Consider the following 20,145-nt stretch of genomic DNA (forward strand, 5'->3'; position numbering starts at 1 on the left):
TGTTCTGGTCGGCGCTCAAGGGACGATGGTGCAGGGCACGGGGGCCGTCTGGACCAAGGATCCGGCGACGGATCCGAACACCCGGCTGCCGAACGGTGAGTGGCCGTTGCGTCCAATGAACAATTGCGCAGCGTTTTGCTTTTTCGCGACATCGCACAGCGTATCGGCGATGTGACCATAGCGCAGGACCGTCTCGACCGGCACACCACGGCCTTCGACCGCCGCCTTGGCAGGGGCAATCAGCGACTTTTCGGCGCGGTCCAGTTCTTCGGTCCGGCGCTTGTGGCGCTCTTCGATTTCCGTCGGCGTCAGAAAGGAATAGGGAGACCATTCCAGCACATGCGCGATCACCACCGTCGCCCCCTGCGCCGCCGCGCGTTCCAAAGCGAAATCCAGCGCGCGTTGCGCCGCCTCGCTGCCGTCAAATCCGACGACAAACCTGTCCGTCATTCTTGTTTTTCCTTCTTCCCTGTTCCGCCTTTCGGCTGCGAGAAGGCTAACAGCAGCGCCGCGGGCAATTTCACCGAATTGCCCCGGCTGACCGTCCGGTTTGCCCGGATTTTTGCTGTTGATGTAATATTTTCGTCAAATTTGCGCAGATGCGCCTTTTTTCGCGCATCGCGCGGTCGCCCTGCGACCCTCTGGCCCATCACGCATTCAATGTATCGAATGTATATCTTTGGCAATCCTGATTCCCGCCTGCCGGAGGAGCGCCCCATGGAATTCCGCAAGATCACCGAAGATATCACCGTTTCGCCCCAGATCACCGCTGAGCACCTGCAAGAGATCGCCGATGCCGGGTATCGGTCGATCATCTGCAACCGTCCCGACGGCGAAGGCGCTGACCAGCCGACCTTTGATGAAATCGCCGATGCGGCGCGGGCCAGGGGGCTAGAAGCGCGCTATCTGCCCATCGTCGGCGGCAAGGTCGAGGATGCGGATGCCGCCAACTTTGGCAAACTGATGCGGGATCTGCCCGGCCCGGTCTTTGCCTACTGCCGCAGCGGCACGCGGTCCGCCACGCTCTGGTCGCTGAGCCAGGCCAGCACGCAGTCCCCCAGCACCATCCTCGCCGCGACCAAGGGCGCGGGCTATGACATGGCGGGTGTCGTGCGGCGCATCGTCAACGGTGGCAAGACACCCACCGATGAGGGCGACGCAAAATTCGACGTGGTCATCGTGGGCGGGGGCGCGGCGGGCATCGCGGTGGCCGCTAGCCTCAAGTCCCGCAAGGCATCGCTGGACATTGCCATTCTGGACCCGGCAGATGTGCACTACTACCAACCCGGCTGGACGATGGTCGGCGGCGGCATCTTTGAGGCGTCCACAACCGCGCGCACCATGGCCAGCCTGATCCCCAAGGGTGTGCATTGGATCAAATCCGCAGTCGCGGCGTTCGAGCCGCAGAACAATGCCGTCATCCTGGATGGCTGCCGGGTGGTGAAATACGACCGGCTGATCGTCTGTCCGGGGCTCAAGCTGGACTGGCACGGGGTCGAGGGGCTGGTAGACACGCTGGGCAAGTACGGCGTCACCTCCAACTATCGCTACGACCTCGCGCCCTACACTTGGGAACTGGTCAGCAAGATGCGTGAGGGCCGGGCTCTGTTCACCCAGCCGCCAATGCCGATCAAATGCGCGGGCGCGCCGCAAAAGGCGATGTACCTGTCTGGCGATCACTGGTTCCGCACCGGGCGGCTGAAAAACATGGACATCCAGTTCATGAATGCGGGCGGCGTGTTGTTCGGGGTCAAGGATTATGTCCCCGCGCTGATGGACTACGTCAAGAAATACGACGCCACGCTGAACTTCTTTCACACGTTGATCGCGGTGGACGGCTCGGCGAAAAAGGCCACCTTCAAGGTGGCCAAACCAGACACGGACCCGAGCGAAGTCACCGTCGATTTCGACATGATGCACGTCTGCCCGCCGCAGATTGCACCGGATTTCATCCGGGTTTCTCCCTTGGCCGATGCCGCCGGGTGGGTCGATGTCGATCAGGCGACCCTGCGTCACAAGACCTATGACAATATCTGGTCGCTGGGCGACGTCACCAATGCGCCCAACGCCAAGACCGCCGCCGCCGCGCGGATGCAGGCCCCCGTGGTGGCCGAAAACGTGGTGGCCGACACCCGTGGTCTTAGCCCGCATGCGGTCTATAACGGCTACGGATCGTGTCCTCTGACCGTAGAGAAAGGCAAGATCGTGCTGGCAGAGTTCGGCTATGGTGGCGCGCTGCTGCCGTCTTTCCCGACATGGCTGCTGGACGGCACCAAACCCACCCGCGCCGCTTGGCTGCTCAAGGAACAGATCCTGCCGCCGGTCTACTGGAAGGCCATGTTGCGCGGTAAGGAGTGGATGGCCAAACCCGAAAGCGTCAGCGCCCGCTGATCTGTTGAGGGGCCGGCCCAAAGATGGCGTCCGGCCCTTTCAAATTCTACTTTGTGAATGTATATGAGGTTCAAACGCGACTCGGGGGCCACCCCCGACCCGGACCCAGGAAACGCCATGCCCCGCATTTCGGCCCAGACCTTTACCCAGTACCTGCCCATCCTGACATGGGGCAAAGAGTACAACCGCGACACCGCCTCATCCGACATTCTGGCCGCCGTGATCGTGACGATCATGCTGATCCCGCAGTCGCTGGCCTATGCGTTGCTTGCGGGGTTGCCCGCCGAAATGGGGCTCTATGCGTCGATCCTGCCGCTGGTCGCTTATGCGATCTTCGGCACCAGCCGCGCGCTGGCCGTTGGCCCCGTCGCCGTCGTGTCGCTGATGACCGCCGCCGCTATCGGCAACCTTGGCCTGTCGGACCCCGCGCAAATTGCGCTGGCCGCCGGCACGCTGGCCTTTATCTCAGGGGTCATTCTACTGGTGCTGGGGGTGCTGCGGCTGGGCTTTCTGGCGAACTTTCTGTCGCATCCCGTCATTGCCGGATTCATCACCGCCTCTGGCGTGCTGATCGCGGCCTCACAGCTTAAACATATCTTCGGCATCGAGGCGCATGGCCACACGTTGATCATGGTCATCGGCTCACTGGTCGAGAACCTGTCGCAGACCAGTCTCATCACCCTCGTGATCGGCACCAGTGCCACCGCTTTCCTGTTCTGGGTCCGTAAGGGGCTGAAACCGCGCCTGCTGGCCCTTGGCCTGAAACCGCGCCTGGCGGATGTTCTGGCCAAGGCCGGGCCAGTGGGGGCCGTGGCGGTCACCACGCTGGTCACATGGCTGTTCGGCCTGCAAAACGCAGGCGTCAAGATTGTCGGAGAGGTGCCCACCGGCCTGCCGCCGTTGACCATGCCGTCACTGTCGCCGGACTTGTGGAACCAGTTGTTCCTGTCCGCCGTGCTGATCTCGATCATCGGTTTTGTCGAATCCGTCTCCGTCGCGCAGACGCTGGCCGCCAAGAAACGCCAGCGCATCCAGCCGGATCAGGAACTGATCGGCCTTGGCGCGTCGAACGTCGCCGCCGCCGTGTCAGGCGGCTATCCGGTCACCGGCGGCTTTGCCCGGTCGGTGGTGAACTTTGACGCAGGCGCAGAGACACCCGCGGCGGGCGCCTTTACCGCCATCGGCATCGGCATCGCCGCCTTGCTGCTGACGCCGCTGCTGTTCTTCCTCCCCAAGGCCACGCTGGCCGCCACGATCATCGTCGCGGTGCTGGGTCTTGTCGATTTCTCCATCCTGAAAAAAGCCTGGGGCTATTCCAAGGTCGACTTCGCCGCCGTCTTTGCCACCATCGCGCTAACCCTTGGGTTTGGCGTGGAAATCGGGGTGTCTTCGGGGGTTCTGATCTCCATCGGGTTGCACCTGTACCAGACATCGCGCCCCCATGTGGCCGAGGTCGGGCTGGTGCCCGGCACCCATCATTTCCGCAATATCAAGCGCCACAAGGTCGAGACCCATCCGCACCTTGTCACCCTGCGCGTCGACGAAAGCCTGTATTTCGCCAATGCGCGGTTTCTTGAGGATTATGTGCTGGGCCGTGTCGCCGGTGATGCGCCGATAAAACATGTGGTGCTGATGTTCCCCGCTGTAAACGAGGTCGACATGAGCGCGCTGGAAACGCTGGAGGAACTGAACCGCCGCCTGTCGGAAATGGGCATCCAGATGCACCTGTCAGAGGTCAAAGGCCCGGTGATGGACCGCCTGCAACGGTCGCATTTCCTGGATGATCTGACGGGGCAGGTGTTCCTGTCGCAGTACGATGCCTGGCAGGCGCTGGAACAGCCGCCCGCGCCCGATCCCTCAGAGACGGACGCGGCCTGACGGCTCCAGCGCAAAGATCTCATCCGCCTCGAAAACGGCAATGGACATCGGGCGGCCATACCCGGCCCCGGTGTCCAGATTCAGGCGGTTTGGTTTCAACTCGGGGGCTTTGACCGGCGTATGGCCATGCACGACCAATGCGCCGTGGTCCCGCGTGTCTTTGAGGAACTCTTGCCGGATCCACAGCAGGTCTTCTTCGTCCTGCTCCGCCAGCGGCACGCCCGGCCGCACCCCCGCATGGACAAAGAACTTGCCCATCTCGCGGTGCGACAGTTGCAGGCCCTGCATGAATTCCAGATGCCCCTCGGGTAGCGCCGCCCGAAACTCGGCCGCCAGTTCCTTTTGCCGGATACGCTCAGGCACATCGACACCGTAGGACTGCGCCGTCTCTAGCCCGCCGATGTTTTCGTGGAACCAGTGATAGCCCACCAGCAGGTGGGAATCCTGCCGGGGTTCGGGTGGGGCGACAAACCATTCGAACAGCCGGTCGTGATTGCCCTTGAGACAGATCCAATTGCGGCCCTCGGCCAATCCTTGGCGAAGGCGTTCGATCACCCCGCGCGACTCTGGCCCCCGGTCAACATAATCGCCCAGAAAGACGATGCGCGCGTTGGGACCGCCGTCCCGCGCGATGCGGTCCAGAGCGTCTTCCAGCATGGCCAGTTGGCCGTGAATGTCGCCGATGGCGTAGAGTGTGTCGGTCATGAACGCCGGTTAGCATGATCGCCCCCGCACGACCAGACCGCGCCGTTGTCCGCCGCAGCCGCAGCCACTTTTTCGGGCGAAAGACTCGGTCATGCTGGATCGTGCGCAGGACGGCGCATAGGCTGCGGCATCACACCGACATGGAGACCATCATGCCCGCCCCCACCCTGCCCCTCACAGGATCCTGCCGCTGTGGCCGCGTCCACATCCGCATCACCGCGCCGCCGCTGATGACCGCTGCGTGTCACTGCCGGGGCTGTCAAAAGATGTCGTCCAGCGCCTTTTCCCTGACCGCCATGGTCCCGACCGGCGCACTGGAGGTCACGCAGGGAGAGCCGGTTGTCTGCGGCACCCACGGACCGGATCAGGACCACATGGCCTGCCCCTATTGCATGACGTGGATGTTCACCCGCGTCACCGGCTTTGATGGCTTTGTGAACGTGCGCCCGACGATGTTTGACGACATGGCGTGGTTTGCGCCCTTCATCGAAACGATGACCAGCGCAAAACTGCCCTGGGTCCACGTCCCGGCTCAGCACAGCTATGACGCATGGCCGCCGATGGACCAGTTCGAAACCCTGATGGCGGACTACGCAGCACGGGGCTGACCGCAGGGCAAAGAAAAACCCTCTCCCGCCGAGCGGGAGAGGGCTGCAGCGATCCGGCGACGGATCGCAAATGTCAGACCACGTCGAATTGCAGCGGTTTGATCTGCTTGAACAGGCCGGTTTCGGCCAGTTGCGCGCGGGCCTCGGCCGGGACCGGCTCATCGACGTACAGCAGCGCAATCGCCTCACCGCCCGCATCCTTACGACCGAGGGTAAAATTGGCGATGTTCACGCCGTTGCGGCCCATCGTGTGACCCAGCGCGCCGATGATCCCCGGCTCATCGTTGTTGGTGGTATACAGCATGTGCGCGCCGACCTCGGCATCGATGTTGATGCCCTTGATCTGGATGAAGCGCGGCTTGCCGTCGCTGAACACCGTGCCCGCAATCGACCGCTCGCGCTTGTCCGTGACAACCGTCACCTTGATGTAGCCCTCAAACGCGCCCGACTGGGCCTGATTGGTGGTCGAGATCTTGATGCCGCGCTCTTTGGCGATGATCGGCGCGGACACCATGTTCACGTCAGAGCTCATCGGTTTCATGATCCCGGCGATGGCGGCGCAGTTCAGCGCCTGCAGGTTCATGGTTGCGGCCTCACCATCGTACAGGATGTTGATCGCCTTGATCGGCTCATCGGTCATCTGGCCGATAAAGGCGCCCAGATGTTCGGACAGCTTGATCCACGGGCCCATGACCTTGGCCTCTTCGGCGGTCACGGACGGCATGTTGAGCGCGTTTTGCACAGCGCCGGTCATCAGGTAGTCGGACATCTGCTCGGCCACTTGCAGCGCCACGTTTTCCTGCGCCTCAGAAGTCGACGCGCCCAGATGCGGGGTGCAGACCACGTTCGGCAGACCGAACAGCGGGTTTTCCTTGGCCGGTTCCTCGGCAAAGACGTCAAAGGCGGCCCCGGCGACATGGCCCGACTTGATCAGTTCTGCCAAAGCGGCCTCATCGACCAGACCGCCACGGGCGCAGTTGATGATCCGCACGCCCTTCTTGGTCTTCTCAAGGTTTTCCTTGGACAGGATGTTGCGGGTCTGGTCGGTCAGCGGCACATGCAGGGTGATGAAATCGGCGCGCTTGAGCAGTTCATCCAGATCATCGACCTTGTCGACCTGCATCTGCTTGGCCTTTTCCTCACTCAGGAAGGGGTCATAGGCCACGACCTTCATTTTCAGACCGCGTGCACGGTCACAAACGATGCCGCCGATGTTGCCCGCGCCAATCACGCCCAGCGTCTTGCCGGTCAGTTCCACGCCCATGAACTTGGACTTTTCCCATTTGCCCGCATGGGTGGAGGCACTGGCCTCGGGGATCTGCCGCGCCACGGCAAACATCATCGCGATGGCGTGTTCGGCGGTGGTGATCATGTTGCCGAACGGCGTGTTCATCACGATCACGCCTTTCTTGGACGCGGCTTCCTTGTCGACGTTGTCGGTGCCGATACCCGCGCGGCCCACAACCTTGAGCCTGGTGGCGTGCTCAAGGATCGTCGGCGTCACCTTGGTGGCAGAGCGGATGGCAAGGCCATCATACTGGCCAATGATCTCTGCCAGCTTGTCCTTGTCCTTGCCCACGTCGGGCAGGAAATCCACGTCAATGCCACGATCACGAAAGATCTGGACGGCGGCGTCAGAGAGTTTGTCAGAGATGAGAACTTTGGGTGCGGTCATTGTGATACATGCCCCGGACTTGATCCGGGGCCTCCTGAAAGGGAAGATTGGGAAAGAGGCCCCGGGTCGGGCCCGGGGCGCATCGTTTCAGGCCGCCTGTGACAGCGCCTCGATCTCGGCGTGGAACGCGTACTCCAGCCAGGGCAGCATCGCCTCGACGTCAGCGGTTTCCACCGTACCACCGCACCAGATCCGCAAACCGGCCGGCGCGTCACGATAGGCGCCCACGTCCAGCGCCACGCCTTCAGCCTCCAGCCGCTTGGCCACAGCCTTGGCAAAGACCGGGCCGTCGGTGATGCGCGCATCTGTGAACTTGAGGCAGACCGAAGTGTTCGACCGTGTCGCCGCATCGACAGCAAGGTTGTCGATCCAGTCGCGCGCGTCGCAGAAGTCCCAGATCGCCTGCGCATTGGCATCGGCCCGCGCGATCAGCCCCTTGAGGCCGCCGACGGAGCGCGCCCAGTCCAGTGCAACAAGGTAATCCTCGACCGCCAGCATCGACGGCGTGTTGATCGTCTCACCGACAAAGATGCCCTCGATCAGCTTGCCGCCTTTGGTCAGGCGGAAAATCTTGGGCAGCGGCCATGCGGGGGTGTAGCTTTCCAGCCGCTCGACGGCACGCGGGCTCAGGATCAGCATCCCGTGCGCCGCTTCACCGCCAAGCACTTTCTGCCAAGAGAAGGTGGTCACATCTAGCTTGTTCCACGGCAGGTCCATCGCGAAGGCGGCAGAGGTCGCATCGCAAATGGTCAGGCCTTCGCGGTCCGCCGGGATCGCGTCGCCCGAGGGCATCCGCACGCCAGAGGTGGTGCCGTTCCATGTGAAGACAACGTCGGTGTTGTAATCCAGCGCCGCCATATCGACGATCTCGCCGTATTCGGCGGTCTTCACTTCGGCGTCGATCTTCAACTGCTTGACCACATCCGTGACCCAGCCCGCGCCAAAGCTTTCCCAAGCGACCATCGTCGCCTTGCGTGCGCCCAGCAGCGACCACATCGCCATCTCGACGGCACCGGTGTCCGAAGCGGGCACAATCCCGATCCGGTAGTCGGCGGGGATGTTCAGCAGGGCGCGCGTCTCTTCGATCGCGGCTTTCAGCTTGTCCTTGCCGATCTTCGCACGGTGCGAGCGGCCCAGCGCGGCATCCGCCAGCTTATCGAGCGTGAATGTGGGGATCTTGGCGCAGGGGCCAGAGGAAAAACGCGGGTTTGCCGGCCGCGTTGCCGGTGCAGTCATTGTCATATCTGCTAACCTTCCAGATAGATGCCCCTCGTTGGGGAGGGGTGTCCCACGAAGGCGTCTACGCCACGACACGGGTCGCGACAAGACAGATTCATGTCGGGTTCCGCGACCATTGTGTCGGATTTCATCCCCTGCCTCCCGCGCCCGACGCGCATCGGAAACAAACCGCCCGTCCCGGCGCGCCATCAGCGAATCCCTTATCGAACGCGCCGCGTGTGTTAGGCTGTGGTCCTATGCCTTTTCCGGAGGTCTTCATGACACGCATTTTTCTGGCTCTATTGTTCTCATCCCTTGCGGCCTCGGCCCAGGCCTTTTGCGGCTTTTACGTCGCCAAGGCAGACGGATCGCTGTTCAACGAAAGCTCAAAGGTCGTCTTTGTGCGCGACGGCGACAGGTCCGCAATCACCATGTCCTCGGACTACCGGGGCGCGCCAAAGGACTTTGCCCTGATCGTGCCCACGCCCCGCGTGCTGCTGCGCGACCAGATCCGCACCGTCGAGGCGGAGACCGTCCAGCATCTGGACGACTACACCGCGCCGCGCCTTGTCGAATATCATGACCGCGACCCTTGCGCGCCGATCCCGCTGCCGATGATCTCCATGACCGCCGTCGTGAATGAGGCCGCGCCGCCGCTGGCCGTGCGCGCGCGGTCGCTGGGTGTCACAATTGAGGCGGAATATGCCGTGGGCACCTATGACATCCTGATCCTCGGGGCAGAGCAATCCGACGGGCTGGTCACCTTTCTGACCGGAGAGGGCTACAACATGCCCGAGGGCGGCGAAGAGACGCTTCAGCAGTACATCGACGGCGGGATGAAGTTCTTTGTCGCCGGCGTGAACCTTGAACGCCACGCCGAGGCCGACACCAAGGAACTGCCGCCGTTGCAGATCGAATTCACCTCCAAGGATTTCATGCTGCCGATCCAGCTGGGCAAGCTGAACGCCGACGGGCCACAGGATGCGCTGTTCTTCATGCTGTCGCGCACGGGGCGCGTGGTGCCGACAAACTATGTCCCGGTGCAACTGCCCAGCAACATGGACGTGCCGCTGTTTGTCGAAGAAGAGTTCGGTGATTTCTACCGCGCGCTCTTTGCGCAGGCCGCACCGGATGAGGGCGGGATCGTGGTGGAATACGCCTGGGACATGGCCTGGTGTGACCCCTGCGCCGCCGATCCGCTGACCAATGCGCAACTGGCTGAACTGGGGGTCGACTGGCTGCCCGAAGAGACCGGGACCGGACCGCTGTCCGGGCAAAACGTCTATGTCACGCGGCTGCACGCCCGCTATGAAGGCGACCAGATGGCCGAAGACGTCTTTTTTCGCGCCACCGAAGACCGGCAGAACTTTCAGGGACGTTACGTGATGAACCACCCCTACACCGGGGAAACGACCTGCGAGGCGGGCAAGGACTATGTTTTGCGCACCCGCGCCCGCGTTCAGGATGAGGCGCGCGCGCTGGCCCGTTTGACCGGCTGGGACGAGGCCGAGATGCTGGAAAAAGCCCGCGCCTCGGTCCCGTCAGAGTTTCGCTGAGCCAAAAGTCCGGCGCCCCGGATCGCGGGGCGCCGACACCTTACTCCTTGGGCCGGTTGTCGACGATCCGCACCGCCTTGCCCTGACTGCGCTCAACCCCACCGGGTGAGGTGACATCGACCTTGACCGATACACCGACCACCTGCTTGACCCGCGCCGACAGATCGCGGCCCGCCTGATCACCCAGTTCAACGGTGTCGGGCAGCGTCTCGACCTTGACCCGCATCTCGTCCTTGTGGCCAACCCGGTTCAGTTCCAGCTGGAAATGCGGCGCCAGTTCACGCACCTTCATCAACTGTTCTTCGATCTGGGTCGGGAAGACGTTGACGCCGCGCAGGATGATCATGTCATCCGACCGGCCCGTCACCTTTTCCATCCGCCGCATCGTCCGCGCCGTCCCCGGCAACAGCCGCGTCAGATCCCGCGTGCGGTAACGGATCACCGGGAACGCCTCTTTGGTGAGCGAGGTAAAGACTAGTTCGCCCAACTCACCATCCGGCAGGACCTCTCCGGTCTCGGGGTGGATGATCTCTGGATAGAAATGATCCTCCCAGACGTGCAAACCGTCCTTGGTCTCGACGCATTCGCTGGCAACACCCGGTCCCATGACCTCTGACAGGCCGTAGATATCGACCGCGTGCATATCAAAGGCGTCCTCGATCTCCAGCCGCATGGCGTTGGTCCAGGGCTCCGCGCCAAAGATCCCCACCTTGAGCGGCGATTTGCGCGGGTCCAGCCCCTGTGCTGCATATTCATCAATGATCGACAACGAATAGGACGGCGTGACGGTGATCCCGGTGGCGCCGAAATCCTCGATCAGACGCACCTGCCTTTGTGTCATGCCGCCAGAAATCGGCACCGTCGCAAGGCCCAGCTTGTCCGCGCCCAGATGGATGCCCATCCCGCCGGTGAACAGCCCGTAGCCGTAGGCGTTGTGCAACACGTCCCCCGGTTTCAGGCCCGCCGCGCGCAGCGACCGCGCGACAACCGTACCCCAATTGTCCAGATCACCGGCGGTATAACCCACAACCGTCGGCTGCCCGGTGGTCCCGGAGGAGGCGTGGATGCGCCGCACCTGATCGCGCGGAACGGCGAACATGCCAAACGGATAGGTCGCCCGCAGGTCGTTTTTCACCGTAAAGGGAAACTTCGCCAGATCCTCAAGCGAATTCAGATCATCCGGATGCACGCCCGCCGCGTCAAAGCTGTTGCGGTAATGCGCGACATTTTCATAAGCGTGGCGCAACGACCATTTCAGGCGATCCAGCTGCAAGGCCGAAATTTCATCGCGCGACGCGATCTCGATCGCGTCAAGGCTGTCCTTGGTCGGGGTCAGGTCTTCCATCGGGTCTCCTCCGGGATGGGATCGGCGGGCGCCTCAGGCGCCGTCTTGCGCGGTCAATTCGTCTTCGGGAAACAGGTGGCCTTTCACGGTGCGCGACAGGCCCCGCATCAGCGCCACCTTGCGACCGTCGCCACCGGTCACAGTCACGTCATAAACACCGGATCGCCCGCTCAGCGCCTGCTCCTGCGCCGTTGCGGTCAGCCGCTCACCGGGCTGGCCGGGGGCCAGAAAGGTGATCTGGTTTTCCTGCGCGACGGTCAGGCGGTTGTAGCTGTTGCAGGCAAAGGCAAAGGCGCTATCGGCCAGGGTAAAGATGAAACCGCCATGACAGATCTTGTGCCCGTTCAGGTGATGCGGCTGCACCTCCATCGACAGGACGGCACGGCCCGGCGCGATCTCATCAATGCGCATACCCATCTGCTGACTGGCGGCGTCCTCGGCCCACATGGCCTCTGCCGCGCGTGTGGCGCGTTGTTGCGGTGTCATCGTGCCCCTCCCTCGATGGCGCGACACTGCCTAAAACCGACCGCGCGGTCAAGTAAATTGAGCCCCCTCCCCTAGCCCCTTGATTTATGGACCGAACAGCGCAACTCTGGGGGTATGAACAGCCTGACACCCTTCCCCGGACAGGGGCCCGCACCACAGGTGGTTGCCTTTCAGCGGGCAGAGCTCAACGTTATCCTTTCCCTGTACGGGCGCATGGTCGCCGCCGGGGAATGGCGCGACTACGGCATTTCCTCACTGCGCGAGGTGGCGGTGTTTTCCGTCTTCCGGCGTACGGCGGAAAACCCGCTGTACCGGATCGAAAAACGCCCCAAACTGCGCAGCAAACAGGGCGAGTATGCGGTTTTCGGAATGGAGGGTCAGGTGCTGAAACGCGGGCACGACCTGCGTGCCGTGTTGCGAGTGCTGGAACGCAAACTGATCCGCGCGGTCAAGTGAGAGACGATTTTTCGACGAAAAATCGCCCCACCCGTCAGCGGTTCGCCGGAGACAGCATCGCGCACAGCATCTCGAACATGATCGACACTCCGAGGAAGGCTGTGTTGCCGCTCTTGTCAAAGGGCGGCGAGACCTCGACCAGATCCGCACCGACGATGTTCAAACCATTGAGTTCGCGGCAAACCTGCAGCGCCTGATAGCTGGTCGGCCCGCCCACCTCTGGCGTGCCGGTGCCGGGGGCAAAGGTCGGATCGACGAAATCAATGTCATAGCTGACATAGGTTGGCGCAGCGCCCACGATGGCGCGTGCCTCTTGCATGACATCCGTGATCCCGCGCTCAAAGAACTCTTCGATGCTCACGATGCGGATGCCATTGGCGGCGGCAAAGTCACGATCCTCGGTGTCGTACATCGTGCCGCGAATGCCGATCTGAATCACCCGTTTCGGGTCCAGCAGCCCCTCTTCGACCGCGCGGCGGAAGGGCGTGCCGTGGGTGTACATGGTGCCGCCGAAATAGCTGTGGAACAGGTCCGTGTGACTGTCAAAATGGATCATGCCCAGCGGTCCGTCCTTGGCCAACGCCCGCAACACCGGGAGCGAGGTCAGGTGATCGCCGCCCGCGGTCAGCGGCCGGATGCCCGCCGCGACGACCTGCGCGTAAAACGCGGTGATCCTCGCCATACTGTCCTGAATATCCGCCGGATTCGGCCCGACATCGCCCAGATCGGCGCAATTGACCGTCTCGAACGGACGCATCCCGCTGGCTGCATGTTGCGCGCGGATCATGGTCGAGGCATCGCGCATCTGGCGCGGGCCATGTCGCGGTCCGGGGCGATTGGTGGTGCCACTGTCCCAGGGCACGCCGATCAGGCCGATCTGCACATCGGCAAACCGGGGGTGATCCGCCGGAACATGGGGCAGGCGCATAAAGGTTGGCACACCGGCAAAACGCGGCAGGTCGAAGCCGGAAACGGGATGGAAAAACGGATCAGACAAGGTGTGCTCCTGATGGTTCGGGACAGCGAGGGGCCAGCCCCTCGCGCTCCCCGGGATATTTTCAGCCAGAAGAAGACAGGCGCGCGTGGCGGATGACAAGTCCGTCGCCCTGCGATTCGATGCGGGCCACGGCCTGAGTGATGGGTTCATAGGCAACCGCCATGGCGTGCGCGTTGGCGTGCAAGATTGTATCCGGGTCCGCGACCCAGGCCACATGGCCTTTCCAGAACATCAGGTCGCCGCGTTCCGGGGGCGTGCCGGGCGGCAGCGCCGTGCCCAGCGCCTCTTGCATGTCGCTGTCCCGTGGACAGGTTTGACCGCAGCTGTACAGCGCGATTTGCACCAGCCCGGAACAATCAATGCCAAAGCTGCTGTCGCCGCCCCACAGATACGGCGCGCCGACCAGTCGTTCCGCCACGGCAACCGGATCGCTGTCCAGCGTGTCGATGGGGACAAGATGCTGTCCGGGGACATAAAGATCCTGTGGTGTCGCGCCGCGCGACCAGGCCACCCGCGCCCAGCCGTCCACCTCTTTGAGAACTGTCAGCCGCGTGCCCAGCGACAGCGGTGTGATCTGCCCCATTGCCTTGAGGCCCGGCGTGGTTTTGCCATAGCTGTGCGAGGCGGTGATCCGATGCGTTTGCGCATCGGTCAGTGTGTTGGTCAGATCGCCTGCGTTCATCCAGCCGCAATAGCCGTCCTTTTCGGCGAAACCGAAGGCCAGGCCGCCCTGCACGTCCAGCACACGAAACACCTCTCCGTACATCAGTTGCCGGTCTCGACCGCCGCCTGGCGCGGACAGGATATCGGCGACGGGGCGGGCAATCCTGTGCAACTCCCCGTCGACATAGCTTTCTGCTTCGACCTCTCCGCGCAGCGACACATGAGCGACCCGGCCATTTGAGGGCGTCAGGCGGCGATCTCTCATAGCCCCAACACCTGCGGCAGGGCCCCCAGAATGGCGCGCGGACCCTGCATCAACCCGCCTTTGGAGCGGCCCGGTTCCGGTTTGGGTTGCCAGGAATAGATGTCAAAATGCACATAACGCGCCGCCTGCCCGGTGAACCGGCGCAAGAACAGCGCCGCGGTGATCGACCCGGCGAACCCGCCGGCGGGCGCGTTGTCCAGATCGGCAATCCCCGGTTCGATCATTGGCTCATAGGGATCATGGAACGGCATCCGCCAGACTGGATCGGCAGCGCCGGGGGCCGCCTGCGACAGGGCAGCGGCGAAATCCTCGGCATCGGTATAAAACGGCGCAAGGTCCGGGCCAACCGCCACCCGCGCCGCGCCTGTCAGGGTCGCCATCGAGATCATCAGATCGGGCTTTTCCTCATCGGCATAGGCCAGCGCATCGGCCAGCACCAGCCGCCCCTCGGCGTCGGTGTTGTTGATTTCAACCGTCAGCCCCTTGCGCGAGGTCAGGATATCGCCGGGGCGGAAACTGTTGCCCGCAACGCTGTTTTCCACCGCCGGGATCAGCAGCCGCAGCCGTACCGGCAGGCCAAGTGTCATGATCGCCTGTGCAAGGCCCAGCGTGTTGGCCGCACCGCCCATGTCCTTTTTCATGATCCCCATGGAGGCACCCGGTTTCAGGTTCAGCCCGCCGGTGTCGAAACAGACCCCCTTGCCGACCAGCGTCAGCATCGGCCCCGTGTCGCCCCAACGCAGGTCGATCAACCTTGGTGCCTGGTCTGCGGCGCGGCCCACCGCGTGGATCATGGGAAAGTTCCGGTCCAGCAGGTCGTCGCCAGTGATCACCTCGATCGACGCGCCATGCGTCTTGGCCAGATCGCGCGCCGCCGCCTCTAGCGCCGCAGGCCCCATGTCAGAGGCAGGCGTGTTCACCAGATCACGGGTCAATCCCTCGGCCGCGGCCAGAACCTCGATCCGGGCGGCATCGACGCCGTCGGGGGCGATCAGCGCCTTTGTCGCCGGGCTGTCCGAAACGTAGCGGGTGAAGCGATAGCCCGCCAAAAGCCAGCCCAGCGCCTCTGTCGCGGCGGCGTCGGACGGCAGGCCCGACGCGATGCGATATGTGCCAGGTGCCAATCCCGGCAGCGCCCCGGCCAGCGCAAATCGTTGCCGTGCGCGCTGGGCCGCCGTCCCGTAGCCCACCAGCGCCGCCTCGGGTGTGCCATCCGTCCCCGGCACCATCAGCGCCGTGTTCAGCGCCCCGGCAAAGCCGCTGGCCGTGACCCAGGCGCGCACCCGCGCGACCTGCCCCTCTAGCCAGGTGTCCAGAGAGCCGGGTTCGATCAGGTGCAACGGAAAGGCGGGCGCGTCGGGCGCGGCAAAACGGTCGGGCATGAAGGCTCCATAAAACAGGGTCCCCTTACCGTATTGCCTGCACGCCGCGCCGCAAGCGGATTTCACCGCACAAGCGGACCCGCCCTAGACCGTGAACTCATTGACGTCCCACAGCGCCGTGAGCGACCGTTCCCCGATACGAGCGAGACGGGCCAGTGTCGCCGCCTCGGCCACCGCGTCGCCCATTTCGATACAGGCCGCCACGTCATGCGCCACCATGCTGAGCGAACACAGACCGATCTGATCCGCAATCGCCGCCAGCGCGCGCAACCCCTTGTGCATGTCCTCGCGCGGACCGGACAGCGCCTGTTCCTGCAATTGGCACATCCGTTGTGCCAATTCTTCCATCGCGCGGCACACCACACCCTCTGCCGCGCTCCGACCCAGATCGGTACACAACGTCTCTATTTGCGCAGTGTCCATCGCCGGCCGTTCCGCCGGTGCCAGATACGTTACCTGTTTCACGTCTTACCCCATTCATGTGCTCCCACGCGGGGGCAACATGACCGAAACCGGGTTCCCAAAAGGTTATCCCGGATCGGCGTTTTCGCTCGAATTTCCTCTGTATTCGTCGTACTTGGGACAATCAGAACCGACGACCGGAGACCTAGATGGAATTCGCCCGCCCCCTGCCCGGCTTTCTCGTGCAACGCTACCACGGCTGGAAAGCGACAACTCACGCCGAAAACAGCGCGTGGTATCGACGCCTTGCCACCGAGGGGCAGCGCCCGCGCGCCATGGTGATTTCGTGCTGCGATTCCCGCGTGCATGTCACCTCGATCTTCGGCGCAGATCAGGGAGAGTTCTTTATTCACCGCAACATCGCCAACCTTGTGCCGGTCTACGAACCCGACGGCCAGCACCACGGCACCTCGGCGGCGGTGGAATATGCCGTCATGGCGCTCAAGGTGGCGCATCTGATCGTGCTGGGGCATTCCAACTGTGGCGGCGTTCAGGGCTGTCTGGACATGTGTGAGGGCCGCGCCCCCGAACTGGAGGAAACCGCCTCTTTTGTCGGCCGCTGGATGGACATCCTGCGACCGGGTTATGAGACCGTCAAGGGCCACGCCGACATGCCGCATGCACTGGAAAGAGAGGCGGTGTCAGTCTCGCTGCGCAACCTCATGACCTTTCCCTTTGTGCGTGAGGCGGTGGAATCCGGTCAGCTCAGCCTGCATGGTCTGTGGGTCGATATCGGTGAGGGCGGGTTGCACACGCTGGACGGCAAGACCGGGGCGTTTGTGGCGATCTAGACCGCTCTTCCGGGATGCTCGAAACCCACATCGGGAAGCCACTTTTTCCGCCCGGACCCTTGATAACTGAACAAGTGTTCATAAAATAGAGATCCAGCCACCCCAACCTTTTCACCGAGGGCTGCCATGCTGGATCTTGCCGCCGACAACCTGCTGTCGCCAATCGTGTTGTCCTTTGTGTTGGGGCTGTTCGCGGCGCTGGCTCGATCCGACCTGTCCGTGCCAGAGGCGGTCGCCAAAGGCATATCGCTCTACCTGCTGTTTGCGATCGGGTTCAAGGGCGGCGCCGGGGTCGCCGCGCATGGGCTGGACCCGCGTCTGGCCGCGACGATCCTTGCCGGGCTTGTGCTGTCCTTTGCCCTACCCTTTGCCGCCTTCGGATTGCTGCGCGTGCTGTCGGGCATGTCACGCATCGATGCCGCCGCCGTGGCGGGGCACTACGGGTCAATCTCCATCGTCACATTTGTCGCGGCAACGACGCTGCTGGCCAACGCCGGGCTGACGGCCGAGGGCTACATGGTCGCCGTCGCCGCCGCGATGGAGGCACCGGCGATCCTGTCGGCGCTATGGCTGCTGTCGCGGGGCGACGGCAACACCAAGATGGACAGCGACCTGTGGCGGGAAATCCTGCTCAACGGGTCCATCGTGCTGCTGCTGGGGGCGTTTGTGATCGGGATGGCGACCGGGCAGGACGGTCTGGACAGCATCGCCGCGTTCATCGTCAGTCCGTTTCAGGGGGTGCTGTGCATCTTCCTGCTGGACATGGGCCTGATTGCCGGGCGCGGGCTGCGCTCTGCCGGGGTACTGGATCGCGGCGCGGTCGCCTTTGGCCTTGTGATGCCACTGGTCGGCGCGCTGGCGGGACTTGGCGCCGGGATGCTGCTGGGCCTGTCGACCGGCGGCGTGATGCTGATGATGACGCTGTCGGCCTCGGCCTCCTACATCGCGGTGCCTGCCGCCATGCGCGTTGCCGTGCCAGAGGCGAATCCGTCGATCTACCTCACCCTGTCTTTGGCAGTGACCTTTCCCTTTAACCTGACCCTTGGCCTGCCGCTGTATCTGGCGGTGGCGCGGATCATGACCGGAGGCTGACCCATGCAGACCCACAAGGCAAAGCGCGTCGAGATCATCATCGAACGGGTGATGGAACGCCGTCTGACAGAGGCGATGACACGCGCCGATGTCACCGGCTGGTCGGTCCTGCCGATGCTTGGCGGATCGGGACGATCCGGCGAATGGAGCCGTGAGGGCCAGATCAGCCGGGGCACCGGGCTGGTGCAGGTGGTCTGCATCATCCGCCCGGAAAAGCTGGATCCGTTGCTGGATCAGGTGTTTTCCGTGGTGGAACGGCAAATCGGAGTGGTCTCGGTCTGTGACTGCGAGATTTTGCGCGCCGAACGGTTCTAGGCCTGTTGCGACAGACGCGCCGAGGCAAGCTCACCCGCCTGCCCCGTGCGGTGCGCCCGCACGCGCGGCCGTCCGATCCGTTCCGCCAGCCGGGCCAGCGGGACGCCCAGATCGCTGCCGGTACACAGGCCCTCGCCGATGTCGTTCAGGATCACCATGTGGCCTCTTCGAAAGGTCAGCTGGAACCCCTTGCGCGCCAGTTGCTCTGACAGGGTCTGCCAGTTCTTGGCCCCTTCAAGGATCGGGGCCAGAAACAATCGCAAAAGCGAAAGCGCCTCACTGTCGAGCGGCCTTGTAAGGCCCTGATTTTTGGGAATATTTGGCCGAGCGGCCTGGGAAAGTGCTGCCTGTAGCATGATCGCATCCTCACCGATCCTTAAACCGTGGCACGCGAATGCGGCAAAACTGCGGCACTGCGGCGTCAAGGACAAGGTTTTCGCGTAAAACGGAAACAGGCTCCTAACCGGGCGTGCGGTCAGCGGCGGGTCCGCGCGCAACGCCGCGCTTGTCCACGCCTGCAACGACAACAGGCCCGCGCCGGGGGGCGCGGGCCTGCATGATGTCGGTTTGGCATCGCGGCCTTGCGGCGCGCGGTCGGGCGATCAGCCCTTTTTCAGCGCCTTCTGGCCCAGCACTTCGGCAATCTGCACCGCGTTCAGCGCCGCACCTTTGCGCAGGTTGTCGCTGACGCACCACAGGTTCAGACCGTTGTCGATGGTGCTGTCCTGACGGATGCGGCTGATAAATGTGGCGAAATCGCCGACGCATTCCTTGGGGGTGACGTAGCCACCGTCCTCACGCTTGTCGATCACCATGACGCCGGGGGCCTCACGCAGGATGTCGCGCGCCTCGTCCTCGTCCAGGAAATCCTCGAACTCGATGTTGATCGCCTCGGCATGACCGACAAAGACCGGCACCCGCACACAGGTGGCCGTGACCTTGATCTTGGGATCGATGATCTTTTTCGTTTCTACCACCATCTTCCACTCTTCCTTGGTGGAACCGTCTTCCATGAAGACGTCGATGTGCGGGATCACGTTAAAGGCGATTTCCTTGGTGAACTTGTTCGGCGGCACGTCCTTGGTCGGGTTGTAGACCGCCTTGGTCTGCTCCCACAGCTCATCCATGCCCTCTTTGCCCGAACCGGACACCGACTGGTAGGTCGAGACGACAACACGCTTGATCCGGGCGCGGTCATGCAGCGGCTTGAGCGCGACAACCATCTGCGCGGTGGAACAGTTGGGGTTCGCGATGATGTTCTTCTTGGTGTAGCCCATGACCGCGTCGGCGTTCACCTCTGGCACGATCAGCGGAACGTCCGGGTCATAGCGATAGAGCGATGAGTTGTCGATCACGACACATCCGGCCGCAGCCGCCTTGGGCGCGAATTCCTTTGTCGGGCCAGAGCCGACGGCAAACAGCGCGATGTCCCAGCCGGTGAAATCGAAGGTGGCCAGATCCTTGGTCTTGAGGGTCTTGTCGCCAAAGCTCACCTCTGTGCCCAGCGATTTGCGCGAGGCGAGTACGGCGATCTCGTCGACGGGGAACGCCCGCTCGGCGAGGATGTTGAGCATTTCGCGGCCCACGTTGCCCGTGGCACCAACGACGACAATACGGTAGCCCATATGGCCCTCCTTAGGGGTTGCGCCGCCGCCCACGCGCGGATCACACGGACAGCGGAATGGCGCGTGTCATATCGCAGGCGCAGCATGGGCGAAAGCCCCCATTCGTTGCACCAGCGCCACTTATGCGGGCAACCGACCCGGATCCCGCTCAAATCCGCCGGATTTTCCGGCATCGACCCCCGGTAAAAATCCGCCTGCACTCGCAACCGCAGAAACAACCTGCTTGCCTGCTTGC

At 63.2% G+C, this 20,145-nt stretch carries 21 protein-coding genes; 8 read left to right on the forward strand and 13 right to left on the reverse strand.

What is annotated here, in order from left to right:
• Window positions 1-15: 15 nt before the first annotated feature.
• Together CHB90_RS05115 and CHB90_RS05120 are read right to left on the reverse strand one after the other, a co-directional pair.
• On the reverse strand, window positions 16-450 hold the full coding sequence (locus CHB90_RS05115; protein WP_089276780.1) for a universal stress protein: 435 nt from the start codon (window positions 448-450) through the stop codon (window positions 16-18).
• A complete protein-coding gene (locus CHB90_RS05120; protein ID WP_089276781.1) occupies window positions 447-650 on the reverse strand; it encodes a hypothetical protein in 204 nt (67 codons plus the stop codon). The genes CHB90_RS05115 and CHB90_RS05120 overlap by 4 nt, the downstream gene beginning before the upstream one ends.
• A 67-nt stretch (window positions 651-717) precedes the next feature.
• Between CHB90_RS05120 and CHB90_RS05125 the strand changes: the two genes are divergently transcribed.
• Both CHB90_RS05125 and CHB90_RS05130 read left to right on the forward strand, forming a co-directional pair.
• Window positions 718-2,391, forward strand: coding sequence for a bifunctional protein tyrosine phosphatase family protein/NAD(P)/FAD-dependent oxidoreductase (locus CHB90_RS05125; protein ID WP_089276782.1), 1,674 nt, complete (start codon window positions 718-720; stop codon window positions 2,389-2,391).
• Between the two features lie 117 nt (window positions 2,392-2,508).
• Window positions 2,509-4,269, forward strand: a complete 1,761-nt coding sequence (locus CHB90_RS05130) for a SulP family inorganic anion transporter (RefSeq protein ID WP_089276783.1) — start codon at window positions 2,509-2,511, stop codon at window positions 4,267-4,269.
• Here the strand turns inward: CHB90_RS05130 and CHB90_RS05135 are convergent.
• A complete protein-coding gene (locus CHB90_RS05135) occupies window positions 4,249-4,974 on the reverse strand; it encodes a metallophosphoesterase family protein (protein ID WP_089276784.1) in 726 nt (241 codons plus the stop codon). The genes CHB90_RS05130 and CHB90_RS05135 overlap by 21 nt on opposite strands.
• Window positions 4,975-5,126: 152 nt before the next feature.
• Here CHB90_RS05135 and CHB90_RS05140 point away from each other — a divergent pair, with 152 nt between their 5' ends.
• Window positions 5,127-5,582: a GFA family protein gene (locus tag CHB90_RS05140; RefSeq protein WP_089276824.1), complete on the forward strand. Its 456-nt coding sequence runs from the start codon at window positions 5,127-5,129 to the stop codon at window positions 5,580-5,582.
• 73 nt (window positions 5,583-5,655) lie between these two features.
• Here CHB90_RS05140 and serA read toward each other — a convergent pair whose 3' ends face one another.
• Together serA and CHB90_RS05150 are read right to left on the reverse strand one after the other, a co-directional pair.
• Window positions 5,656-7,257: a phosphoglycerate dehydrogenase gene (gene serA / locus CHB90_RS05145; protein WP_089276785.1), complete on the reverse strand. Its 1,602-nt coding sequence runs from the start codon at window positions 7,255-7,257 to the stop codon at window positions 5,656-5,658.
• A gap of 87 nt (window positions 7,258-7,344) precedes the next feature.
• Window positions 7,345-8,499, reverse strand: coding sequence for a phosphoserine transaminase (locus tag CHB90_RS05150; RefSeq protein ID WP_089276786.1), 1,155 nt, complete (start codon window positions 8,497-8,499; stop codon window positions 7,345-7,347).
• A gap of 254 nt (window positions 8,500-8,753) precedes the next feature.
• On the opposite strand from CHB90_RS05150, the gene CHB90_RS05155 reads away from it, so the two are divergent.
• Window positions 8,754-10,031, forward strand: a complete 1,278-nt coding sequence (locus CHB90_RS05155; RefSeq protein ID WP_089276787.1) for a DUF2330 domain-containing protein — start codon at window positions 8,754-8,756, stop codon at window positions 10,029-10,031.
• Between the two features lie 40 nt (window positions 10,032-10,071).
• Here CHB90_RS05155 and paaK read toward each other — a convergent pair whose 3' ends face one another.
• Window positions 10,072-11,376: a phenylacetate--CoA ligase PaaK gene (gene paaK, locus CHB90_RS05160; RefSeq protein WP_089276788.1), complete on the reverse strand. Its 1,305-nt coding sequence runs from the start codon at window positions 11,374-11,376 to the stop codon at window positions 10,072-10,074.
• Window positions 11,377-11,409: 33 nt separating this feature from the next.
• On the reverse strand, window positions 11,410-11,862 hold the full coding sequence (paaI, locus tag CHB90_RS05165) for a hydroxyphenylacetyl-CoA thioesterase PaaI (protein WP_089276789.1): 453 nt from the start codon (window positions 11,860-11,862) through the stop codon (window positions 11,410-11,412).
• Between the two features lie 114 nt (window positions 11,863-11,976).
• Between paaI and CHB90_RS05170 the strand changes: the two genes are divergently transcribed.
• Window positions 11,977-12,318 carry a DUF2794 domain-containing protein gene (locus CHB90_RS05170; protein WP_089276790.1) on the forward strand — a complete coding sequence of 114 codons (342 nt, stop codon included), beginning with the start codon at window positions 11,977-11,979 and terminating at the stop codon, window positions 12,316-12,318.
• Between the two features lie 34 nt (window positions 12,319-12,352).
• Here CHB90_RS05170 and speB read toward each other — a convergent pair whose 3' ends face one another.
• The 4 genes from speB to CHB90_RS05190 all read right to left on the reverse strand — a co-directional run bounded on the left by speB (window position 12,353) and on the right by CHB90_RS05190 (window position 16,090).
• A complete protein-coding gene (gene speB / locus CHB90_RS05175) occupies window positions 12,353-13,315 on the reverse strand; it encodes an agmatinase (protein ID WP_089276791.1) in 963 nt (320 codons plus the stop codon).
• A 61-nt stretch (window positions 13,316-13,376) separates the two neighbouring features.
• The gene (locus tag CHB90_RS05180; RefSeq protein ID WP_089276792.1) at window positions 13,377-14,243 is read right to left on the reverse strand and encodes a C40 family peptidase; all 867 of its coding nucleotides are present in this window, start codon (window positions 14,241-14,243) and stop codon (window positions 13,377-13,379) included.
• Window positions 14,240-15,625 (reverse strand): leucyl aminopeptidase family protein, encoded by a 1,386-nt coding sequence (locus tag CHB90_RS05185; RefSeq protein WP_089276793.1) that lies wholly within the window; start codon window positions 15,623-15,625, stop codon window positions 14,240-14,242. The genes CHB90_RS05180 and CHB90_RS05185 overlap by 4 nt, the downstream gene beginning before the upstream one ends.
• A gap of 84 nt (window positions 15,626-15,709) precedes the next feature.
• Window positions 15,710-16,090, reverse strand: coding sequence for a hypothetical protein (locus CHB90_RS05190; protein WP_245823170.1), 381 nt, complete (start codon window positions 16,088-16,090; stop codon window positions 15,710-15,712).
• A 146-nt stretch (window positions 16,091-16,236) separates the two neighbouring features.
• Between CHB90_RS05190 and CHB90_RS05195 the strand changes: the two genes are divergently transcribed.
• From CHB90_RS05195 to CHB90_RS05205, 3 genes are all read left to right on the forward strand, one after another.
• Window positions 16,237-16,878 (forward strand): carbonic anhydrase, encoded by a 642-nt coding sequence (locus CHB90_RS05195; RefSeq protein ID WP_089276794.1) that lies wholly within the window; start codon window positions 16,237-16,239, stop codon window positions 16,876-16,878.
• Window positions 16,879-17,004: 126 nt separating this feature from the next.
• The gene (locus CHB90_RS05200) at window positions 17,005-17,970 is read left to right on the forward strand and encodes a sodium-dependent bicarbonate transport family permease (protein ID WP_089276795.1); all 966 of its coding nucleotides are present in this window, start codon (window positions 17,005-17,007) and stop codon (window positions 17,968-17,970) included.
• A 3-nt stretch (window positions 17,971-17,973) separates the two neighbouring features.
• Window positions 17,974-18,285 (forward strand): P-II family nitrogen regulator, encoded by a 312-nt coding sequence (locus tag CHB90_RS05205; protein WP_089276796.1) that lies wholly within the window; start codon window positions 17,974-17,976, stop codon window positions 18,283-18,285.
• On the opposite strand, the gene CHB90_RS05210 is transcribed toward CHB90_RS05205, so the two are convergent.
• On the reverse strand, window positions 18,282-18,641 hold the full coding sequence (locus tag CHB90_RS05210; RefSeq protein ID WP_089276797.1) for a hypothetical protein: 360 nt from the start codon (window positions 18,639-18,641) through the stop codon (window positions 18,282-18,284). The genes CHB90_RS05205 and CHB90_RS05210 overlap by 4 nt on opposite strands.
• Window positions 18,642-18,887: 246 nt before the next feature.
• Window positions 18,888-19,910 (reverse strand): aspartate-semialdehyde dehydrogenase, encoded by a 1,023-nt coding sequence (locus tag CHB90_RS05215; RefSeq protein ID WP_089276798.1) that lies wholly within the window; start codon window positions 19,908-19,910, stop codon window positions 18,888-18,890.
• Window positions 19,911-20,145 lie beyond the last annotated feature (235 nt).

The sequence above is a fragment of the Antarctobacter heliothermus genome (assembly GCF_900188425.1).
In the GTDB taxonomy this organism is placed as follows: Bacteria; Pseudomonadota; Alphaproteobacteria; order Rhodobacterales; family Rhodobacteraceae; genus Antarctobacter; species Antarctobacter heliothermus.

Excerpts from the sequence above, each read along its gene's own strand:
- CHB90_RS05115 (WP_089276780.1), bottom strand. The coding sequence starts at position 450 with ATGACGGACAGGTTTGTCGTCGGATTTGACGGCAGCGAGGCGGCGCAA.
- CHB90_RS05120 (WP_089276781.1), bottom strand. The coding sequence starts at position 650 with ATGGGCCAGAGGGTCGCAGGGCGACCGCGCGATGCGCGAAAAAAGGCG.
- CHB90_RS05125 (WP_089276782.1), top strand. The coding sequence starts at position 718 with ATGGAATTCCGCAAGATCACCGAAGATATCACCGTTTCGCCCCAGATC.
- CHB90_RS05130 (WP_089276783.1), top strand. The coding sequence starts at position 2,509 with ATGCCCCGCATTTCGGCCCAGACCTTTACCCAGTACCTGCCCATCCTG.
- CHB90_RS05135 (WP_089276784.1), bottom strand. The coding sequence starts at position 4,974 with ATGACCGACACACTCTACGCCATCGGCGACATTCACGGCCAACTGGCC.
- CHB90_RS05140 (WP_089276824.1), top strand. The coding sequence starts at position 5,127 with ATGCCCGCCCCCACCCTGCCCCTCACAGGATCCTGCCGCTGTGGCCGC.
- serA (WP_089276785.1), bottom strand. The coding sequence starts at position 7,257 with ATGACCGCACCCAAAGTTCTCATCTCTGACAAACTCTCTGACGCCGCC.
- CHB90_RS05150 (WP_089276786.1), bottom strand. The coding sequence starts at position 8,499 with ATGACAATGACTGCACCGGCAACGCGGCCGGCAAACCCGCGTTTTTCC.
- CHB90_RS05155 (WP_089276787.1), top strand. The coding sequence starts at position 8,754 with ATGACACGCATTTTTCTGGCTCTATTGTTCTCATCCCTTGCGGCCTCG.
- paaK (WP_089276788.1), bottom strand. The coding sequence starts at position 11,376 with ATGGAAGACCTGACCCCGACCAAGGACAGCCTTGACGCGATCGAGATC.
- paaI (WP_089276789.1), bottom strand. The coding sequence starts at position 11,862 with ATGACACCGCAACAACGCGCCACACGCGCGGCAGAGGCCATGTGGGCC.
- CHB90_RS05170 (WP_089276790.1), top strand. The coding sequence starts at position 11,977 with ATGAACAGCCTGACACCCTTCCCCGGACAGGGGCCCGCACCACAGGTG.
- CHB90_RS05180 (WP_089276792.1), bottom strand. The coding sequence starts at position 14,243 with ATGAGAGATCGCCGCCTGACGCCCTCAAATGGCCGGGTCGCTCATGTG.
- CHB90_RS05185 (WP_089276793.1), bottom strand. The coding sequence starts at position 15,625 with ATGCCCGACCGTTTTGCCGCGCCCGACGCGCCCGCCTTTCCGTTGCAC.
- CHB90_RS05195 (WP_089276794.1), top strand. The coding sequence starts at position 16,237 with ATGGAATTCGCCCGCCCCCTGCCCGGCTTTCTCGTGCAACGCTACCAC.
- CHB90_RS05200 (WP_089276795.1), top strand. The coding sequence starts at position 17,005 with ATGCTGGATCTTGCCGCCGACAACCTGCTGTCGCCAATCGTGTTGTCC.
- CHB90_RS05205 (WP_089276796.1), top strand. The coding sequence starts at position 17,974 with ATGCAGACCCACAAGGCAAAGCGCGTCGAGATCATCATCGAACGGGTG.
- CHB90_RS05210 (WP_089276797.1), bottom strand. The coding sequence starts at position 18,641 with ATGCTACAGGCAGCACTTTCCCAGGCCGCTCGGCCAAATATTCCCAAA.
- CHB90_RS05215 (WP_089276798.1), bottom strand. The coding sequence starts at position 19,910 with ATGGGCTACCGTATTGTCGTCGTTGGTGCCACGGGCAACGTGGGCCGC.